We start from the raw sequence: 15941 nt of genomic DNA on the forward strand, positions 1-15941 counted from the left end.
TTATTGCCAGCGTTCAAATACGATGTGGTGTTGATATTTAAAAACTTAAAGGCTCAACCATAAGAAATGCCCTCATGGTAGAGCCATCCAATAAACCTTATAGCTTGGTGACTGGCGTGTGTGCACCGAGCCCTGTGCCATAAACAATCGCGTTAAGTAACAAACGATTAGTAGCAAGCGTTGAACCTCTAAATACAGGTTGGCCCGAGAACAGAATAATTTGACCATCGCCTTTGCTTTCACGTGTCAAGTACGCTGAGTTCGCAATGCGTTTGCTCGCCTCAGGCCATAACAAGCCACTCATTCGTAAAGTCAGGTTTTGCTTTTCAGGTAAAGTTGCCCAACCGATCTTACGAGCAGCTTGGCCATCTTTGGTGCTTTTGACCTGTTTCTTCCACGCACTGTCATCCACCTCTTGGTAAGTACCAAACCTCACCGGAGACTGGACATTCCCCTTTGTCATCAAGACCGGATCGCTCGATGTCAAAACAGGTAATACCGCTGGTGCGCCAAAGGTCAGCCAATGTTTTTGATCTGTACGCGCTGCGACAATCGCGCCTGCAGTTCTAAACTGTGCAAGCCACTGGTCTTGCTTTTTCAGCTGCTTTTCTGAGGGTAGTTTTGCGTTAGCATCCCACGGGTAATGTACTGTATCAGCAGCGGTATGTTGCCAGACATTGCTTATTTCAGGGTAGCTGTTCTGCTGCGCTAACCACTCTTTTTGTAAAGCAATATCATATTGCTCAATCTCTTTAAAAGCGTCTTGTATCTGTCTAACTTGGCTTATTTTCGCTTCAGGATTAGTCAATTGTGGCACTGAGCCATCAATGGCAATCAACGTGCCTCCTGCTTCAACCCAAGTGGAGATCTCTGCTAGCGTCTGTTTACTTAGGGTGCTTCTCCATGTCGACGGTAGGATCAAGGTGTTGTATCGCCTTAGGTCTGTTTGGTTAAATCTGCTGCTATCAATGTGTGAATGACGAATACCTAAGTGGCTGTCTATACTGTGCCAAATCGCGCCAAAATCTAATGAACTGATGCCATTACCGCTCAATATTGCCACTCTAGGCTGCTCAAGTACTTTAAAATGTGAGCCACCAAAGTCAGGTAAATCGCCATCACCTCGTCCACCAGCAATCGCTTCGGCTGTTACCTGCATTTCTCGTGCTGTTTTCTCCACCACCGCATCTAAGTCACCAGCAAAAAACTCATTGTCATATTTAGAGACAATGATTGAACCACGACTTATGTTTACGCCATCCAATATCGTCTCTTTATCGATAATGCGCGTCGTCACACCACGTTCCATTAATCTTGCTGCAAAGCCGACCGATGCATCATTTTGACCATCTACCACATAAGCTAACGAATTGGCTTTTTTAACAATGGGTGGGCGATTTTGAGGTGCATCATACGGACGGATATCATCAGTGATATCCTCTTCGACCGTCAAAGCCTCTAAACCGTACATCATAGTAATATTCCAAGCGGTCGCGTCATACATTAAACTCGAACCATCTCGAAGCAATCGTTGACGCTCTTCAATTAGCACTTCGTCTGTGATCTGTGCGTCAAACTCTAACATGGCTGACACCAAACGCCCCTGAGCCTGTCTATTTCTAATTAAGAGTGTCCCTGCTGGCAGCTCTGCTTTGACCATTTCACCAAGTTGGTTTTTAGCTTTACTGACTTTTATTGGCCGAGTGCTTTGATGTAGCTCAAAGCCTTGTAATTGCATCAAGTCAACAAATTTGGCCATTCTTTGATGGTTTTTAGTGGGGAGTATCGCAAAGGTTTGCTCAGCAAAAGGGCTTCCTTTTGAGATAAGCTGACGTTTATCTTTGACAAAGTCACGGTAAATATCTTTAGAGTGTTTTGCTAGCGTTTTAATGTTAGCGATACTGCTCACATATTGTTTATCTACCCCTTCTGCATAACTGGCAATACGTCCATTATATTGTCTTACACCATCTTCTTTGATCCGCGCTTGTTCATATAAAATATGAATGGTCCCTCTAAACGCAGCGTAACTTGAGTACCCTGGATACAAGTTCTCTAGCCATTCTCCCATATAATAGGGCCAGTTCTCTTTGTCCAAAGCATCTGCCTGATCTTTTTCAAACACACGCCCCCACTTTCTAGCGTAAGAGGATAGGTTCTTGTTCACAGGCTCTCTCGCTAGACCAAATAAGTAAGAGTCCATCGACCCCATTTCATGCGCGTCTATCATCAACTGGGGATTCCATTCATTGATAGATTTGACAATTCCCCGCGTTTCTGGGTGTACGCCCAAGGTAAAGTCACGGTTTAAATCAAAAAAGTAGTGATTACTTCTACCTGTGGCCCATGCATCTGTATGCAAGGTGGATTGGGTATCCACATTCGGCGCAACCCCTCGGCGCTGTTGAAGCTGCTTAGTGAAGCGAGCACGCCCATCAGGGTTCATTAACGGATCAACAATAATAACGCTGTCTTTAAGCAGTTTTTCAATGTCCTGCTCTTGAGATGCGATTAACTGATAAATGGTCGCAAGTGCGGCGTCACTGCCTGATGCCTCATTGCCATGAATGGTATAGGCTAACCAAGACACAGCTGGAAGGCGGTTAATAATTTGCGCTTCTTCAGATTTGGACAAATTGGTAGGATTGGCGAGTCGGCCTAAATCAGACTTTATTTGTTCAACATTTGCTAAGTTTTCTGGCGACGAGAGCACCACATAATGCAGTGGCCTACCTTCGTGAGAACGCGCATACTCTACGACTTGCATTCTATTGCTCTCTTGCTGCCACTGTGAGAGCGCCTCTGTAATTTGCGCAGGTGTCGCAGCCCTTTGTCCAACAGCAAAGCCAAGCATATCCTTGGGTGTCGTAATCGCCGGGTTAAGTTTCCCTTCTACCAAAGGTTTGTTGTAATTCAATCCTTGTAATTCTGTCGGTGAAAGCTTTACTCCGGCGTTTGCGTGGGCGCTTATCGCCAAAACGCTGGCAATAGCAATGGACAATGCCTTTTTTGAATTGCGCAAATGCATTATTGATTTCCTTGTTATTTTAATTTAACGACTACTGATTATTTTTATAAAGTTCAGCACAAAAAAACTATCACTGAGCATTTTTTCGGTCAAACCTTGGTCGATAAAGTGAAGAAATATAAGACAAAATTCAAATTCAGGTGGTAAGTATTGAGTGAACTGGTATAGAGCTACCAGCTCGATTTACATGATTTCAATGTATGAACTCAGTCAATGCTGAACTCTTTCAATACATCCAAGTCGACATACTCCAAGACTTTTTCATGCGTTGCACTTAACTTAACAGGTGGCGCAAAGCCTGCTATATACGCTTCTTTCCATCTCAGCGCACACAAACACCAACCATCACCCGGCTGTAACCCTGGAAACTGATACTGAGGCATAGGTGTGCTTAAGTCATTGCCTCTCGCTTTGGTAAATGCCAAAAATTCTGCAGTGACGACTGCGCACACTACATGTGTACCATGGTCCATATCATTCGTATTGCAATGGCCATCACGCATAAATCCGGTTAACGGATCGATACAGCATACCTCTAGGTCTCCACCCAATACATTTTTCGCTTTCTCTAACGCCATTATCGCGACTCCATTTATTTTGATGGTCAATCATAAAAAGTAAATGGTGGTACGAGGTACAACTAAATAGGGATTACTTTTTAGAAGATTAAAATCAGGCTTATACAATATCAATTGTACATCAAACCTATCATTCGTTGTTAAAACAAAGGAGCTACAAAATAACAGCATTCTTTCCTATGTTGTTTAAAGCAAAACTCTACCCTAACTTAAAACCACCAACTGCCTCGCGCAGTTTTATAGCACTGGCCATCGTTTGATCCGCAATCTCTTCATTTTCGACAGCGGTATCAAAGTTATGGCGTGTGCCTTCGGACATTTGCGTCAGGTTGCCGCTGATGTCTTCTGTCACCTTACTTTGCTGCTCTGTCGCCGTAGCAGTTTGCGCTGCGACATCCGAAACACGTGATGATGCTTGCGCAATTTTATCTAACGACTCCAGTGTCTGCGCAGAGCATTCCACCGTTGAACTCGTTGACTCACTGCCCTTTTCAATAGATGAGACTGCCTGCTCAACACCTTGTTGTAAATTAGAGATCATTTCTTGAATATTTTCGGTTGATTGCTGTGTTTTACTGGCAAGCGTGCGTACTTCATCAGCAACCACTGCAAAGCCTCGGCCCTGCTCCCCCGCCCTCGCAGCCTCAATGGCCGCATTTAACGCCAGTAGATTCGTTTGCTCAGCAATGCCTCGAATAACATCTAAAACAGACGCAATATTCGTTGAATCTTCGGCAACCTTAGTGATTGTATCTGACGCATGTGCAACCACCTCCGATAACTGCGTTATTTGGCTAACCGTTTGATTGGTAACATTCGTGCCTTCGTCTGTTAGCTCATTGACATGAGATAAATCTTGCGCAGTTAAACTGGCATTTTTAGCTACTTCTTTAATTGCATAAGACATTTCATTGACGGCAGTAACAATCACTTCAATTGCTTGTAGTTGATTAGAGCACGTATCGTGGATATCTTTAGAGCCCCGTTCAAGAGACTCCACCCCTTTAACAACCGACATAGACTCATCAACAATGGTGCGAATAAGTTCTGATAGACCAGCCACGAATCTATCAAACTCATTGGCCACATCGCCTAATTCATCATCGCGGTCTGAATTAATACGTTTCGTTAAATCCCCATCACCATGGCTCATCTCTTTTAACTGCTTTGCCAAATCATTGAGCGCATTAGCCATTTTTTTAGGTGCTACTACCCCAATGGCAATAATAATCGCAACCACTATGGCGCTGATCACCCAAATCACGGTCAAAGTGCTATTTACTTCACTGATGGACTCGCTGCTCACCTCACCACTGATTCTATCAGCGGCCTCCCCTGCCAAATTAAAATACTCTCGAAGGTCGTTAAAGCTTTGTGTTGCCACCCCCTCACTTTGGATTATGGCGGCACTTTTATCGCCTTGGCGCATCAAATCAAACACTTTTTGAGAGTCACTGAGCCAAGTCCTGTACTGGTTATCAAACCCTTGCAGCGGAGAAAGTGCACTGGGGTAATCTTGCATTAACTCACGGTATTTATTCATACGATCAAGCGCCTGCTGCGCGTTTTCTTGATAATCAGCGTATAAGCTGTTGTAGCTGCTATCTAGGTTGGTGCTATATAAAGTGTGCTGTTCCGCTGATAGCGCTTGGTATAAGTCTCTATCCGCATTGATAACAGCCGAGATTGCGGGGTTAAACTTGTTGCCAACTTCACTGAGACTGTTTTCAGTTTTAGATATGAGGTATAGATTGATAGACACAACCGCGATGAAAAACACAGAGATGGCAAAAAACAAAAACGAGTATTTGACTTGTAGGCTTTTAAAGTTCATCTAAATTCACTATTAACTTGTTACTTATTACAAATATAGTTAGAAATAGCGAGTTTTCAGGGGAAATTGGTGTTGAGCTAAACTTTCTTAAACACCGACATCTTCAGAATACCTTGGACGATCGTATGCTCTTAGCTGCTGAAACTGTTCAAATTAAGCACCGTTTTGGTTATGATTGGGGGAAATAAAAACTCCGCTTTTGCGAGCTTAGCCTTTATCAGTCACTACTTTTCAAATGGATACTCATAATAAAGAGAGTAATAAAATAAGGAGGCAGTTAAGACTGCCTAGGAATAGCCATGAGTAATTAATGTAAACATCACATGTGATGTGAAAGTAAAAACTTAGACGGGAAATGTCACGATAACTCCTCTTTTTTAGAATAGTGACCTCGTAAAGCATCGACAACCAATGAAAATATAACCATAACTGATAAAATTGAGAGGGCCCATTTAATAGATTCAAAGGAGTTATAGATAAATAATGGATTATATTCGGTCAGTTTTCTTATTGCCCTCTCGACAAGAGAAGCTACGTTAACCATAACTGATAACAGTAAAATAACTACGTACATCAACTCATTAGAAGTCAACCTGAAATCTGTTATGCACTTTTTTGAGAATTCACTCACTCCCAATAACTTCATGTTTGACAGGAAATAAGCTATTTTGAATCTGAACAAAATTAAAGCTACTAAAAATAAGTCTAAGGTACTTATAATTACATAAAACCATGTACCAGTAGTAAGTGCCCATGGATATATCACAACATCAATGGTTCTTATAATTAAAATACAGGAAGCAATCCACCTGACTGTAGGGCTGCTTTACTTAACAGTACAGATATAAGCAACAAAGTCCAAATGGACATGTTAATTATGTGATTAAAATCAGTGGGTAATTTAGAAATTATATCCATATATATCCATTAACACTACTTATCTATTTTTACTAATTTAAGCGGAGGCAAGATTTTTCGTGCAGAAGCAGGATCTACCTGACCTCCACCACCCGCAACACCACCTGCGCCCGATATCGATTTTAAATAAGAGCACTCTAATAAAAAGTAGGATTTGCTCAATTTATTTTTCCCCATATTCTTCCCATTATTGATGTGTTTTAATTTATAGTGTAACAAATAAAAAATAGTTATTCAGTCTATTACTCTAAGGTATTCTAGCTTTGTCTACATCTTTTACTTTTAATTTGCACTGTTTCTTTTCTCCTAGCTTACCTTGAGGCAATAGTGATTTTGGATTCAACCCACATACAATGTACATTTTAATTAGTAAACTTGTGTCTGGAGATGTCTCTCCACTTTCCCAGTTGTATATTGTTTGCTTTGAAACACCCAATTTTTTGGCAAATCTACTTACATTATAATTTCCAGCTAATCTAATCTGCTGCACTAACTTTTTTTAATCAAGAGTCAAAGTATTTTCCTGAGTTATCTTTACCCTTTGTTAATTTACATATTAACCTTTGGTTACATTTATTTCACCAAGATTATATAAAAACAGACACGATAGTCAAACCTATTTGACTCTGAAGAGAGTAATATCAAATACAACTGTTTTGAATAAAAGCTTTTTAAGAAAGAAGGATGATGATGTGAGAAACGCTACAATAATAAGAAAAAATCAAGTCTGTTACTTTATGTTAGAAGTACAAAAAAATCTACGAGAAACTAGAAAAAGAAAAAAACTTACTCAAGCCCAATTGGGTGCAAAACTTAACGTTGATCAAGCGACAATAAGTAACTTTGAAACTGGAAAAACCATCATGACAATAGCACAGGCGTATGAAATATATTTACTTTTTGGAGAAGAGTTTTATTCTCCAGGGATTAGTTATTTTGAGAGCAAATCAAGGCTATAGACTAATTGTTACTAACAAAACTTACCGTTGACTAATTTTTCCTTGTACGATAGTAAGCATTGCTTACAATTCTAAATGAGCTCAGGTATAGGTAGCTGCTTCATCCAAATCAGTACTCTGTCCTTAAGTGACTACAAAAAACTACCTATTTACCGCACTTAGCTCAAGCGCTACATATATCCACGTCTAGACCTAAGTTGAATAAAAAAACACAACCCATCAAATGCCGTTGTCTGCATAGTAAACTATTTTAGCCGCCTTTACCTCTCAGAGAAGTTTGAACGTGAATCCGAAAGCGCGAAGCACATCAAGATATTTGCACAAATACGATAATAAGCACATCAAGGTATACTCTGAATATAGAAACTGCATTTTGAAGTCTTTTGGTTTATAGCTGCGATGAATTCCCACAAAGGGTTAACCACACGCTACTTACAAAATCTGTAGATAGGTGCACACTCTCGTCTCATCCGCATTAACTCTTTCAATACTTATTCGCGACTTTGCGTATAACTTTGTGATCTATGCCTATTGCGCTACATCTAGCTTTATTGGAATACTCCTTCTTTGACCATGGTATGAAAATCGCAAAAATACACCTCAGTTTTTAATACAAAGAAGGCAAATATTCGAAGGGAAGCACATACTCCCCTTACCCAACTCAATTAGCTCGATAAAACTTCTTTGTCATGCCCTGACTTTTTGGTGCCACCAAGCGATAGCCTAGTTTTTCGTAAAATACCGGCTCATCAGCGATCATGGATACATACGAGCCTTCAAGCGCTGCCGATGTTAAGTATCTATCTATATATTCCATCACTTGTCGACCTAACCCTTGCCCTTGATATCTAGGGTCAACCGCGACATCTACAATTTCAAAATTACATGCACCATCGCCGACAACTCGTCCCATACCAATTAACTCACCATCATGACGAATAGATACACCGTATAACGTATTTGGTAAGCCAATTTGTGCAGCTTTTAAGGATTTCGCTGACAAGCCAGCAGTCACGCGCATATCGCAATATTCTTGGGGTGTAGGCACATGTTCTTCAATTGTATAATTCATAATCACTCCTCGGTAATACTCGAACGATTATACATGCAACTGTATAAATAAACAGTATTATAATTTATTAGCCCATACCCAGCACTGACGGTTAAAATATAGGTTTAGTCACGTTGCCAGTTCTGTAATGTGCCACATTTCTCCTGAAGGCCCCCAAAGGTAGATGATTTTACCCCAGTGCGCTTCTTTGATGGGCTCATACCTTATATCTGTATTTTGTACCTTTTGGATAGAATTAAGTGCCGCTTGAATATCTGGCACAATGAGCTGAAACATAAGGTTAGCCTCTGTGCCTATATCGACAGTTTGATATAAAAAGAAGGTACATGTTCCATTACTTATTATGGTCATTTCGTCATTGGTATCATCACTTTCAAACCCTAGCGCCTCATAAAATGCTTTCGACACATTCAACTCTTTGACTGGAATAAATGGACGGATATCACGTGAATTCATCATCGCTCCTCAAGCATTTAGTACCTAACGCTATATTCATTCAATTGGTAACTGCCACAAAGTTAAACGATAGATTTGCTCAATACATAATTTAAATGTTGTTCTTCATTTAATACAAAATAAGTCTCTCCGATCTCTTCAAAACCATGGCGGTTATAAAAAGCCCGAGCTCTGGTATTCTTATGATTTACCGTCAGCCACACCCGTTCATAACCCAAATTTTTGCACTCTTTGATGGCAACCTTGAGTAATTGAGAACCCAAACCCTGTCCAGTAAATGGCTCCTGAATATAGAGCCTATCAAGCTCCGGGGCTGTCGTTTTTGTAATAGGGCAAATGCTGGAAAAGTCCAGCGAGATCAAGCCTATTAAATTACCATCGCGCTCTGAGACAATATATTTGTAATCATCAGCGCTCAGTTTTTTTGCGATATTTTGAGAAGTAAACTCGCGAAGAACATAGTCCGAAATGGCAGTATTAATCCCTTCAGTGGCGTAATTATGCAACCAAACTTGTGCAGACAATACTGCAATATTCGCGCTGTCATCAAAAGTTGCGATTCTATACATATTCCTTGATCCCCTATCAATGACACACCTAACGTTTAAATGGTTTCCGGAATAAGTACGGAATGACACAGAGCATACCTGCTCTAGATTATTAGAGGTGTCATGATGTTGATATTCTATTTATCACGCATTTATTTTATCTATACCAATGACTTACTGGCCCGTCATCACTGAAAAATGACTCTGCGATGAGTCTAATTAGGTACTTCGTGCACCTCGCCGACCCAGTGACCATCGCATTTTTGGGCGATAACCAACGCGTCTTGCGACTCCCCAGCTTGTGCAAGTAAATCTCCTTTGAACCATATCGCACTTTTACCTGCCGCGGCTAAACCACCGCTTGGTTTGTTAAAATTCGCTATTGCAACCAACATTTGATATTCATCAGCATAACTAGCCCACATTTTCGCGTCATTTTCATAACCATTAGGGGTTACCAAAACGCCAGCAACATATATGGATGCTCCAAGCTCTGAACAAGTCTTTGCATGTGCTGGATTAATTGTGTCTGCACATATTGCATTGGCTATCGATTCTTGCTCGAGTTGAACTAAGCGATATTGATCACCGCTGCTAAAATATACATCTTCACCTTCATGAAGGTATATCTTTTCGTAAGTTTCTATTTCACCCGTATTATGAATTATCAACAGGCCAATTTTCTCTAACCCAGTCGATTGAATAGGTGCGCCTATACCAACCGTTATGTTGCATTTTATAACAGCGTCAACAAGCGGCGCTAAACGTACATCATCTGGTTTGAAAGCGAGCTCTTTCGCCAATTCCATTTCATAACCAGTTAAAGACAGCTCGGGAAAAATAAGATAATTAACGTCATGTAAACTGGCTTGATGAATATACCTGAGATGATTATCAATATTCGCGTTCACATCTCCTTTAACCGAGCTACTTTGCGCCACCGCTATTTTCATAATTACTACTCATTTTAAACTTATTTAATGTTCATAATCAGTAATACTGCATGCTGCTTTATAACTTATCAACAACAGATTACCTGTGAAGCACTTTAATCATCAGTGTTATTATTTTTTAGACCAATTATTACCAGAAGGTCTAACGGTGCTCTCATGAGTTAAATAATTCTTTGCGATATTTAATCCTCTTTTTTGTAATCAAGCGAGAACACAAAGATTAAACCCATTTTATACATCACCTAAAAATTGCTTGCTAAGTGAATTTGATCTCCTAACAAGCAATTCAATGTTAATTAAGGCTGTTTAAATAATCTTGGTGCCAATAAGATGGGATGCGATTAAGCATGTCATCACGAGAGAAAGACACCTCTTCAAATTCATTTTGCAGTTGTGTTGCCAGATCACCCACCAACAAACCATTTGCAAACATATTAAATGTCTCGCCTTCTATGGCATTTGATGCATCGTCTAGACGTGCTAATTTTAGGTTGTAAACAGGCTTATCATAAGCAATTTTGTTGACTTTTATGACTATGTCTAATCCAGATTCAGTCATTATCGACTGCCCTAAGTTAACTTTACTCGCCCATATAGACTGCCCAGCTCCAGTTACAACTGGATGTGATTCAGTCAGTAATAGTGTGGCACCTTTTTGTGTTGTGACTTCAATCATAGGCAATATCTCTGTTCCCACCGAAATATCTGAAATGGTTAATGGTATTTTATGCCCAGGAGAAAACTGGCTACTACCAAGCACGGTCTCTCCCACCTTTAACTTTTCAATGGGTTTTTTATCCCCATTAAGCAGAGTGATTTCAGACTCGCCTGCTAAACAAGAATAAACAACTTGTAGTGGTAGTTGAGAAATATCACTATTTGACGACCCAGGAATATCAAAAGTCCCCGTAATCACTGATAAATCTCTGACGAGTTTACGCGGTCCTCTCATATACTCTGTTGCAACCGACAAATGGATAAACCAATTTGCATCTTGTTGACGAGAATAAAGGTATGAATCCCCAAAGACCCCTTTGTCAGCAGGAATATCCCACGAAATCTCAGTGTTATAGCGCCCATCCCAGCCTTGAACATATTTTAAAGAAAGATGATCTGCAAACTCCTTATTTAAATCTGAAAACTCAGTATTACCAAATAAATGTGCTCCGCCCCCTTCTACTGTTTGTATGTAAGCATTCGTTGCAGATGACATCACTGAGGGTTGATGTTTAACTGGGTTATAGTTCAACCATAAGTAATTTTCAGACACTTCAACAACGTCAAACGACGTCCAATCACGACGATATATTTTTTTAACCTTTCCCAAGACGGTATAACTGCCTTTCATTGGTATTCGCAACCTTAAATCTGCCACCGGTGTATCGTAAGGATGAGCACTCACATAATCACAGTCTAAGTGATGACGATTTAAACAGACGTTAATTTTGCCATCAGGAATGCCGGCGCCTGAGCTCGACGTGCTATCAACTGGGTGTTGGATTGAGACTAGGTTAAATGACGCCTTATTTGAACCGCCTATCAATGCAGTAATACTTTCAAAAACATGCTCAGATTGTATTTGCTTATAGAAAGTTTTCCGCTCACCCTGTTTGTCCAAAAACGTTGTTAGTACCGAAGAAGTCACAATCAGATCTGATTGTTTAATTTTTTCTTTAATGCCTTTCAAAGGCGCTTTGGCTGAAATAAGCTTTCGTTTTTGCTCTGCACCATCACCGAAATACTCTTCCACTTGATAATCAATGATTGTTTCTCCATGTGTATTGGCGACGTGAACGTCCAACAATATATACTCTGCTAACTCATTTTGAGAGTACATCGTTGTTGTCGTTAAAAATTGCTCTCCTGTTTTTTCATTCTCCTCAATAGTAAACCCGAGGTTTTTGAAGTGAAAGCAATCACGCACAACAGAAGCTTGGCACGAACTACTCGATAACATGCCTATTGGCAGCGCCTTTGAGCCGAGCTCAGACACTCTGTTTGTGGTGAGTAATTTGTATAAAAACGGGCGCGTTTTGTGGTTCAGTCCTGCTCGCATATAACGAGATTTAAGAGCATCAACGGCTTTACTCTCCAACTGCGTGATTGCGGGCGAAGAAGGTGCATGTTGGCTGTTTGGGGCGTTTGCATACATAGGTGATGCAATCAAACTCAAAGCGAAACATACTGTCCTTAGGGCAAATTTCATTGTTATTCCTTTATTGTTCATTTAATTTTTAAAGTAAAAGTATTCACTCACCGAGCCTCACATCAAAGATTGGATAAATTCAATTTTTGAAATAATTATAAATAAATTTATACAAAATAATGAAATTATCTATTTATTAGCAAGGAGAGTTAACAACATATTAAATAAAACACGAATGCAGCACAAAAGAAAAAAACTAAACTTGGCATTGCCAAATATGAAAATACAGTCGTTAACTGTCATTGCTTAACTCACTACCATTCCTACAACCCATTCTAATTACAAAAGCAGAAATACACCGTATGATTAAATTTAAAATAAACCTTAGATAAAGCTTATTAGGGTTTAAAAACACCAAGTATAAATTTGTAAAAAGGAGGTTTTAGAGATGATAAAAACAATAAAATACACAACTTTATCGTATATATTTTTAATTTGCACATTGCCATTTCACGCACCAGCCACAGAGGTTTTAAGTAACAGTGAACTAAAACGGGCAGTTAAAACTAAAACACCCGATGCGATTGCGCTATTTAGAGAACTACTCAGTCTACCCAATGACACACATAACCCAGAAGACATCAAACAGTTATCCAATTGGCTAATCAAAGCATTTAGCCAGAGAGGCTTTAAAGCGCAAACGCTTGATATGTCGGGCAGCCCACTCGTTTATGCAGAGCGCATTAATCCCAAAGCTACAAAGACTATGCTGGTCTATCTTCAAGCAGATGGTCAACCTGTTGCCCCCTCAGCTTGGCAACAACCTAACCCCTATCGAGCCGTATTAAAAACGCAAACAGATAATGGTTCTTGGGAGATTATTCCATGGTCGCAACTAAATAATCGAATAGATCCGAATTTACGCATATTTGCGCGCTCCGCCTCAGATTCAAAAGGCCCCATTGCACAGTTTCTTGTTGCATTGGATATATTGAATGAGCAAAAAATACTCCTAAACTATAACTTAAAGATCATCATGGACACCGAAGAAGAGATCGGCTCACCACACCTCCCAGATGCCATTGTTGCGCATAAGCAAAAACTACAAGCTGATTTATTGCTTATTTTTGACGGCCCACCTCACAATTCAAATCAACCGACAGTTGCACTAGGTGCAAGAGGGATAGCAACAATACAACTTACTACTTTCGGAGCTTATCAGCCCCAACATAGCGGCCATTATGGCAATTATGCACCTAACCCAGCTCTGCACCTTGCTCAAATTCTGGGGTCAATGAAATCACAAAATGGTAGAGTAATCATTCCTGGCTTCTATGATGGTGTAAACCTTGATGACGAATTAAAAACACGACTGGCGAAAGTGCCTGATGATGAGACAAAGCTCAAAGCACAGCTCGGCTTTTCAAGCCACGATAAAGTAGGAAATACGCTTCAAGAGTCTATCCAATACCCTTCACTGAACATTCGCGGTATGAACAGTGGATGGGTCGAACAACAAGCTAGAACAATTATACCCAGTAAGGCCATCGCAGAACTAGATATACGACTGGTGCAAGAATCAAACCCAGACAGACTAATACAACTGGTAAAAAAACACATTGAAGGACTTGGATATTTTGTAATTGACCGTCTCCCTACTCATGAAGAGCGTATGAAATATCCGTATATTGTCACCATGAAGTCACGCTCAATTTATGGCTCATTTCGAAGCGAACCTCATTCACTGGCTGGAAGAGTTGCCATCGAAGGCATGACAAGTTTCTATGGTCAAAAGCCGATTATATTGCGCTCAGGAGGCGGTTCAATCCCCATTGCACCAATAGTGAATACATTAAACATTCCAGCGGCCATAGTACCTAGTGTAAATATGGACAATAACCAACACAGTCCTAACGAAAATATTCGGGTAGGAAATTTTCTAGAAGGGATAGCGTCCATTGCTTCTGTACTAAATCAACAACTATAAACTCAGAAGCCAGCACAATGGCTGCTCTCATATTGCTAACTTGTCGGTTCAACATAACGTTGAACCCGCCTAATACCGATAAACATTGTCACAGCAACTACTGCGTATAAGATACCTTTACTCGTCCAAGTGGCGGTTGGTATTGGGTCAAACAACCTCAAAAAATCATTGATAAATAGCGTACCTATAGTTACAGACAAAGCGGTCATGTTAAAACACCAGCTTCGACCACGCTTAACAGTGAGAATAGAAAGCGCTAGAACAAAAATCGACGAGTAAAAAGCCAACACAGACATAGCACCAGGAACAAAACTTGGCACAAGTAAAAGCAGTGAAATGATGACCAATAAACAAGCGTACACATGAGAAAAACAATCCTTTACTTTCATTTCAGTTCCTTCAAATCACTGGTTCCATCGTGTGAGCGTAACTTTGCCTTCCCCAGAGTAAGCGAAAGTCAGATTTACTGTACCACCTGAATTATTTAGATCAAATAATTTACTAAACCCCATGTCTGCACCACATTGAAACTCATACCCTAAAAACTGATACGCACCATCTGTCACGGTAAATGTATTCTCTAATAAATCAACCTTATCGTATTGGTGCTCGGTGTCGACTGGATCATCTTTTTCTAATTGCACAATGCTGTGCATAATAGAGTTCTTCTCATTATTACCCTCTTAAAATACTATAATTTTTTGAAAAAATGGTATGAAAAAACTCGAAAACTGCTTCTAGTTGTAAATATCGCAATTTATTTATTGTCTAATGCTATTTTGCCTGCAAGTCCAATTAACATGACTCCAGATACCCCTTCTAATATACGCGTATAGTGAGTTGTTTTTGCTTGGCTAAATGCCCAGCTGCCCGCAATGGCATAAGCTAAGTTACACAACGTTGCCATGGTGCTAAAAGTAAGGCCATAAATAAGTAAAACCCAAGTAGGATTTTCACTGTGTGGATCGATGAATTGAGGCAAAAAAGAAAGAAAAAACAATGCCACCTTCGGATTTAAGACACTAACGACAATACCTTGAATGAAAATATTGCCCTGTCGTTCTTGTGTTAACTGTAAACTGACATTTGATTTTTTTTGGTAGAACGATAACAAGCATTTAATGCCCAAGTAACACAAGTAGGCAGCACCTAAGAATTTAATGATGCTAAATAATACTGCCGAGCTTAAAATAATAGCCGACAAGCCTAGACATGCTGCAATAGTATGAAATACATAGCCTACACCTAATCCTGCGGCGGCTTTCAAACCCGCCTTTGCCTTTCCTTTCATCGTATTTGTGACGATATAAATTACATCGGGGCCAGGGACCAAGTTAATCGCTAAACAAGCAATCAAAAATATAAAGAAAGCACTTAAATCCATTTATTTTTCCTATGTGTATTATACAAAGCGAATTAGAAATTATATTAAAATATACAATTCTAAAACATGATACTTTTT

The 15941-nt window shown here is 39.9% G+C and carries 15 protein-coding genes; 2 read left to right on the plus strand and 13 right to left on the minus strand.

Annotation, left to right across the window (positions count from 1 at the left end; all coding sequences use genetic code 11):
- Window positions 1-97 precede the first annotated feature (97 nt).
- The 5 genes from N473_RS15825 to N473_RS15845 all read right to left on the minus strand — a co-directional run bounded on the left by N473_RS15825 (window position 98) and on the right by N473_RS15845 (window position 6848).
- A complete protein-coding gene (locus N473_RS15825; RefSeq protein WP_063368758.1) occupies window positions 98-3028 on the minus strand; it encodes a M14 family metallopeptidase in 2931 nt (976 codons plus the stop codon).
- A gap of 206 nt (window positions 3029-3234) precedes the next feature.
- On the minus strand, window positions 3235-3606 hold the full coding sequence (locus tag N473_RS15830) for a DUF2237 family protein (RefSeq protein ID WP_063368759.1): 372 nt from the start codon (window positions 3604-3606) through the stop codon (window positions 3235-3237).
- 199 nt (window positions 3607-3805) lie between these two features.
- Entirely contained in the window at window positions 3806-5440 is a 1635-nt protein-coding gene (locus N473_RS15835) for a methyl-accepting chemotaxis protein (protein WP_063368760.1), read from the minus strand.
- Window positions 5441-6373: 933 nt separating this feature from the next.
- The gene (locus tag N473_RS26290; protein ID WP_155735630.1) at window positions 6374-6535 is read right to left on the minus strand and encodes a hypothetical protein; all 162 of its coding nucleotides are present in this window, start codon (window positions 6533-6535) and stop codon (window positions 6374-6376) included.
- A gap of 70 nt (window positions 6536-6605) precedes the next feature.
- A complete protein-coding gene (locus N473_RS15845; protein ID WP_155735631.1) occupies window positions 6606-6848 on the minus strand; it encodes a helix-turn-helix transcriptional regulator in 243 nt (80 codons plus the stop codon).
- Window positions 6849-7050: 202 nt separating this feature from the next.
- Here N473_RS15845 and N473_RS15850 point away from each other — a divergent pair, with 202 nt between their 5' ends.
- Complete coding sequence (locus N473_RS15850; RefSeq protein WP_063368761.1) at window positions 7051-7317, plus strand: helix-turn-helix transcriptional regulator; 267 nt, start codon at window positions 7051-7053, stop codon at window positions 7315-7317.
- 661 nt (window positions 7318-7978) lie between these two features.
- Here N473_RS15850 and N473_RS15855 read toward each other — a convergent pair.
- The 5 genes from N473_RS15855 to N473_RS15875 all read right to left on the minus strand — a co-directional run bounded on the left by N473_RS15855 (window position 7979) and on the right by N473_RS15875 (window position 12552).
- Window positions 7979-8389: a GNAT family N-acetyltransferase gene (locus N473_RS15855; RefSeq protein WP_063368762.1), complete on the minus strand. Its 411-nt coding sequence runs from the start codon at window positions 8387-8389 to the stop codon at window positions 7979-7981.
- Window positions 8390-8497: 108 nt separating this feature from the next.
- Window positions 8498-8848, minus strand: coding sequence for a lactoylglutathione lyase (locus tag N473_RS15860; protein WP_231099579.1), 351 nt, complete (start codon window positions 8846-8848; stop codon window positions 8498-8500).
- A 59-nt stretch (window positions 8849-8907) separates the two neighbouring features.
- The gene (locus N473_RS15865) at window positions 8908-9414 is read right to left on the minus strand and encodes a GNAT family N-acetyltransferase (RefSeq protein WP_063368764.1); all 507 of its coding nucleotides are present in this window, start codon (window positions 9412-9414) and stop codon (window positions 8908-8910) included.
- Between the two features lie 194 nt (window positions 9415-9608).
- Entirely contained in the window at window positions 9609-10346 is a 738-nt protein-coding gene (locus tag N473_RS15870) for a carbon-nitrogen hydrolase family protein (protein WP_063368765.1), read from the minus strand.
- Between the two features lie 292 nt (window positions 10347-10638).
- Window positions 10639-12552: a Hint domain-containing protein gene (locus N473_RS15875; RefSeq protein ID WP_063368766.1), complete on the minus strand. Its 1914-nt coding sequence runs from the start codon at window positions 12550-12552 to the stop codon at window positions 10639-10641.
- Window positions 12553-12940: 388 nt separating this feature from the next.
- On the opposite strand from N473_RS15875, the gene N473_RS15880 reads away from it, so the two are divergent.
- Complete coding sequence (locus tag N473_RS15880) at window positions 12941-14479, plus strand: M20/M25/M40 family metallo-hydrolase (protein WP_063368767.1); 1539 nt, start codon at window positions 12941-12943, stop codon at window positions 14477-14479.
- A 35-nt stretch (window positions 14480-14514) separates the two neighbouring features.
- Here the strand turns inward: N473_RS15880 and N473_RS15885 are convergent, their stop codons facing one another.
- From N473_RS15885 to N473_RS15895, 3 genes are all read right to left on the minus strand, one after another.
- Entirely contained in the window at window positions 14515-14868 is a 354-nt protein-coding gene (locus tag N473_RS15885; protein WP_063368768.1) for a hypothetical protein, read from the minus strand.
- A gap of 15 nt (window positions 14869-14883) precedes the next feature.
- Window positions 14884-15135, minus strand: coding sequence for a hypothetical protein (locus N473_RS15890; protein ID WP_063368769.1), 252 nt, complete (start codon window positions 15133-15135; stop codon window positions 14884-14886).
- Window positions 15136-15236: 101 nt separating this feature from the next.
- A complete protein-coding gene (locus tag N473_RS15895; RefSeq protein ID WP_063368770.1) occupies window positions 15237-15863 on the minus strand; it encodes a LysE family translocator in 627 nt (208 codons plus the stop codon).
- Window positions 15864-15941 lie beyond the last annotated feature (78 nt).

This window comes from Pseudoalteromonas luteoviolacea CPMOR-1, assembly GCF_001625685.1.
Lineage (GTDB): Bacteria > Pseudomonadota > Gammaproteobacteria > Enterobacterales > Alteromonadaceae > Pseudoalteromonas > Pseudoalteromonas luteoviolacea_K.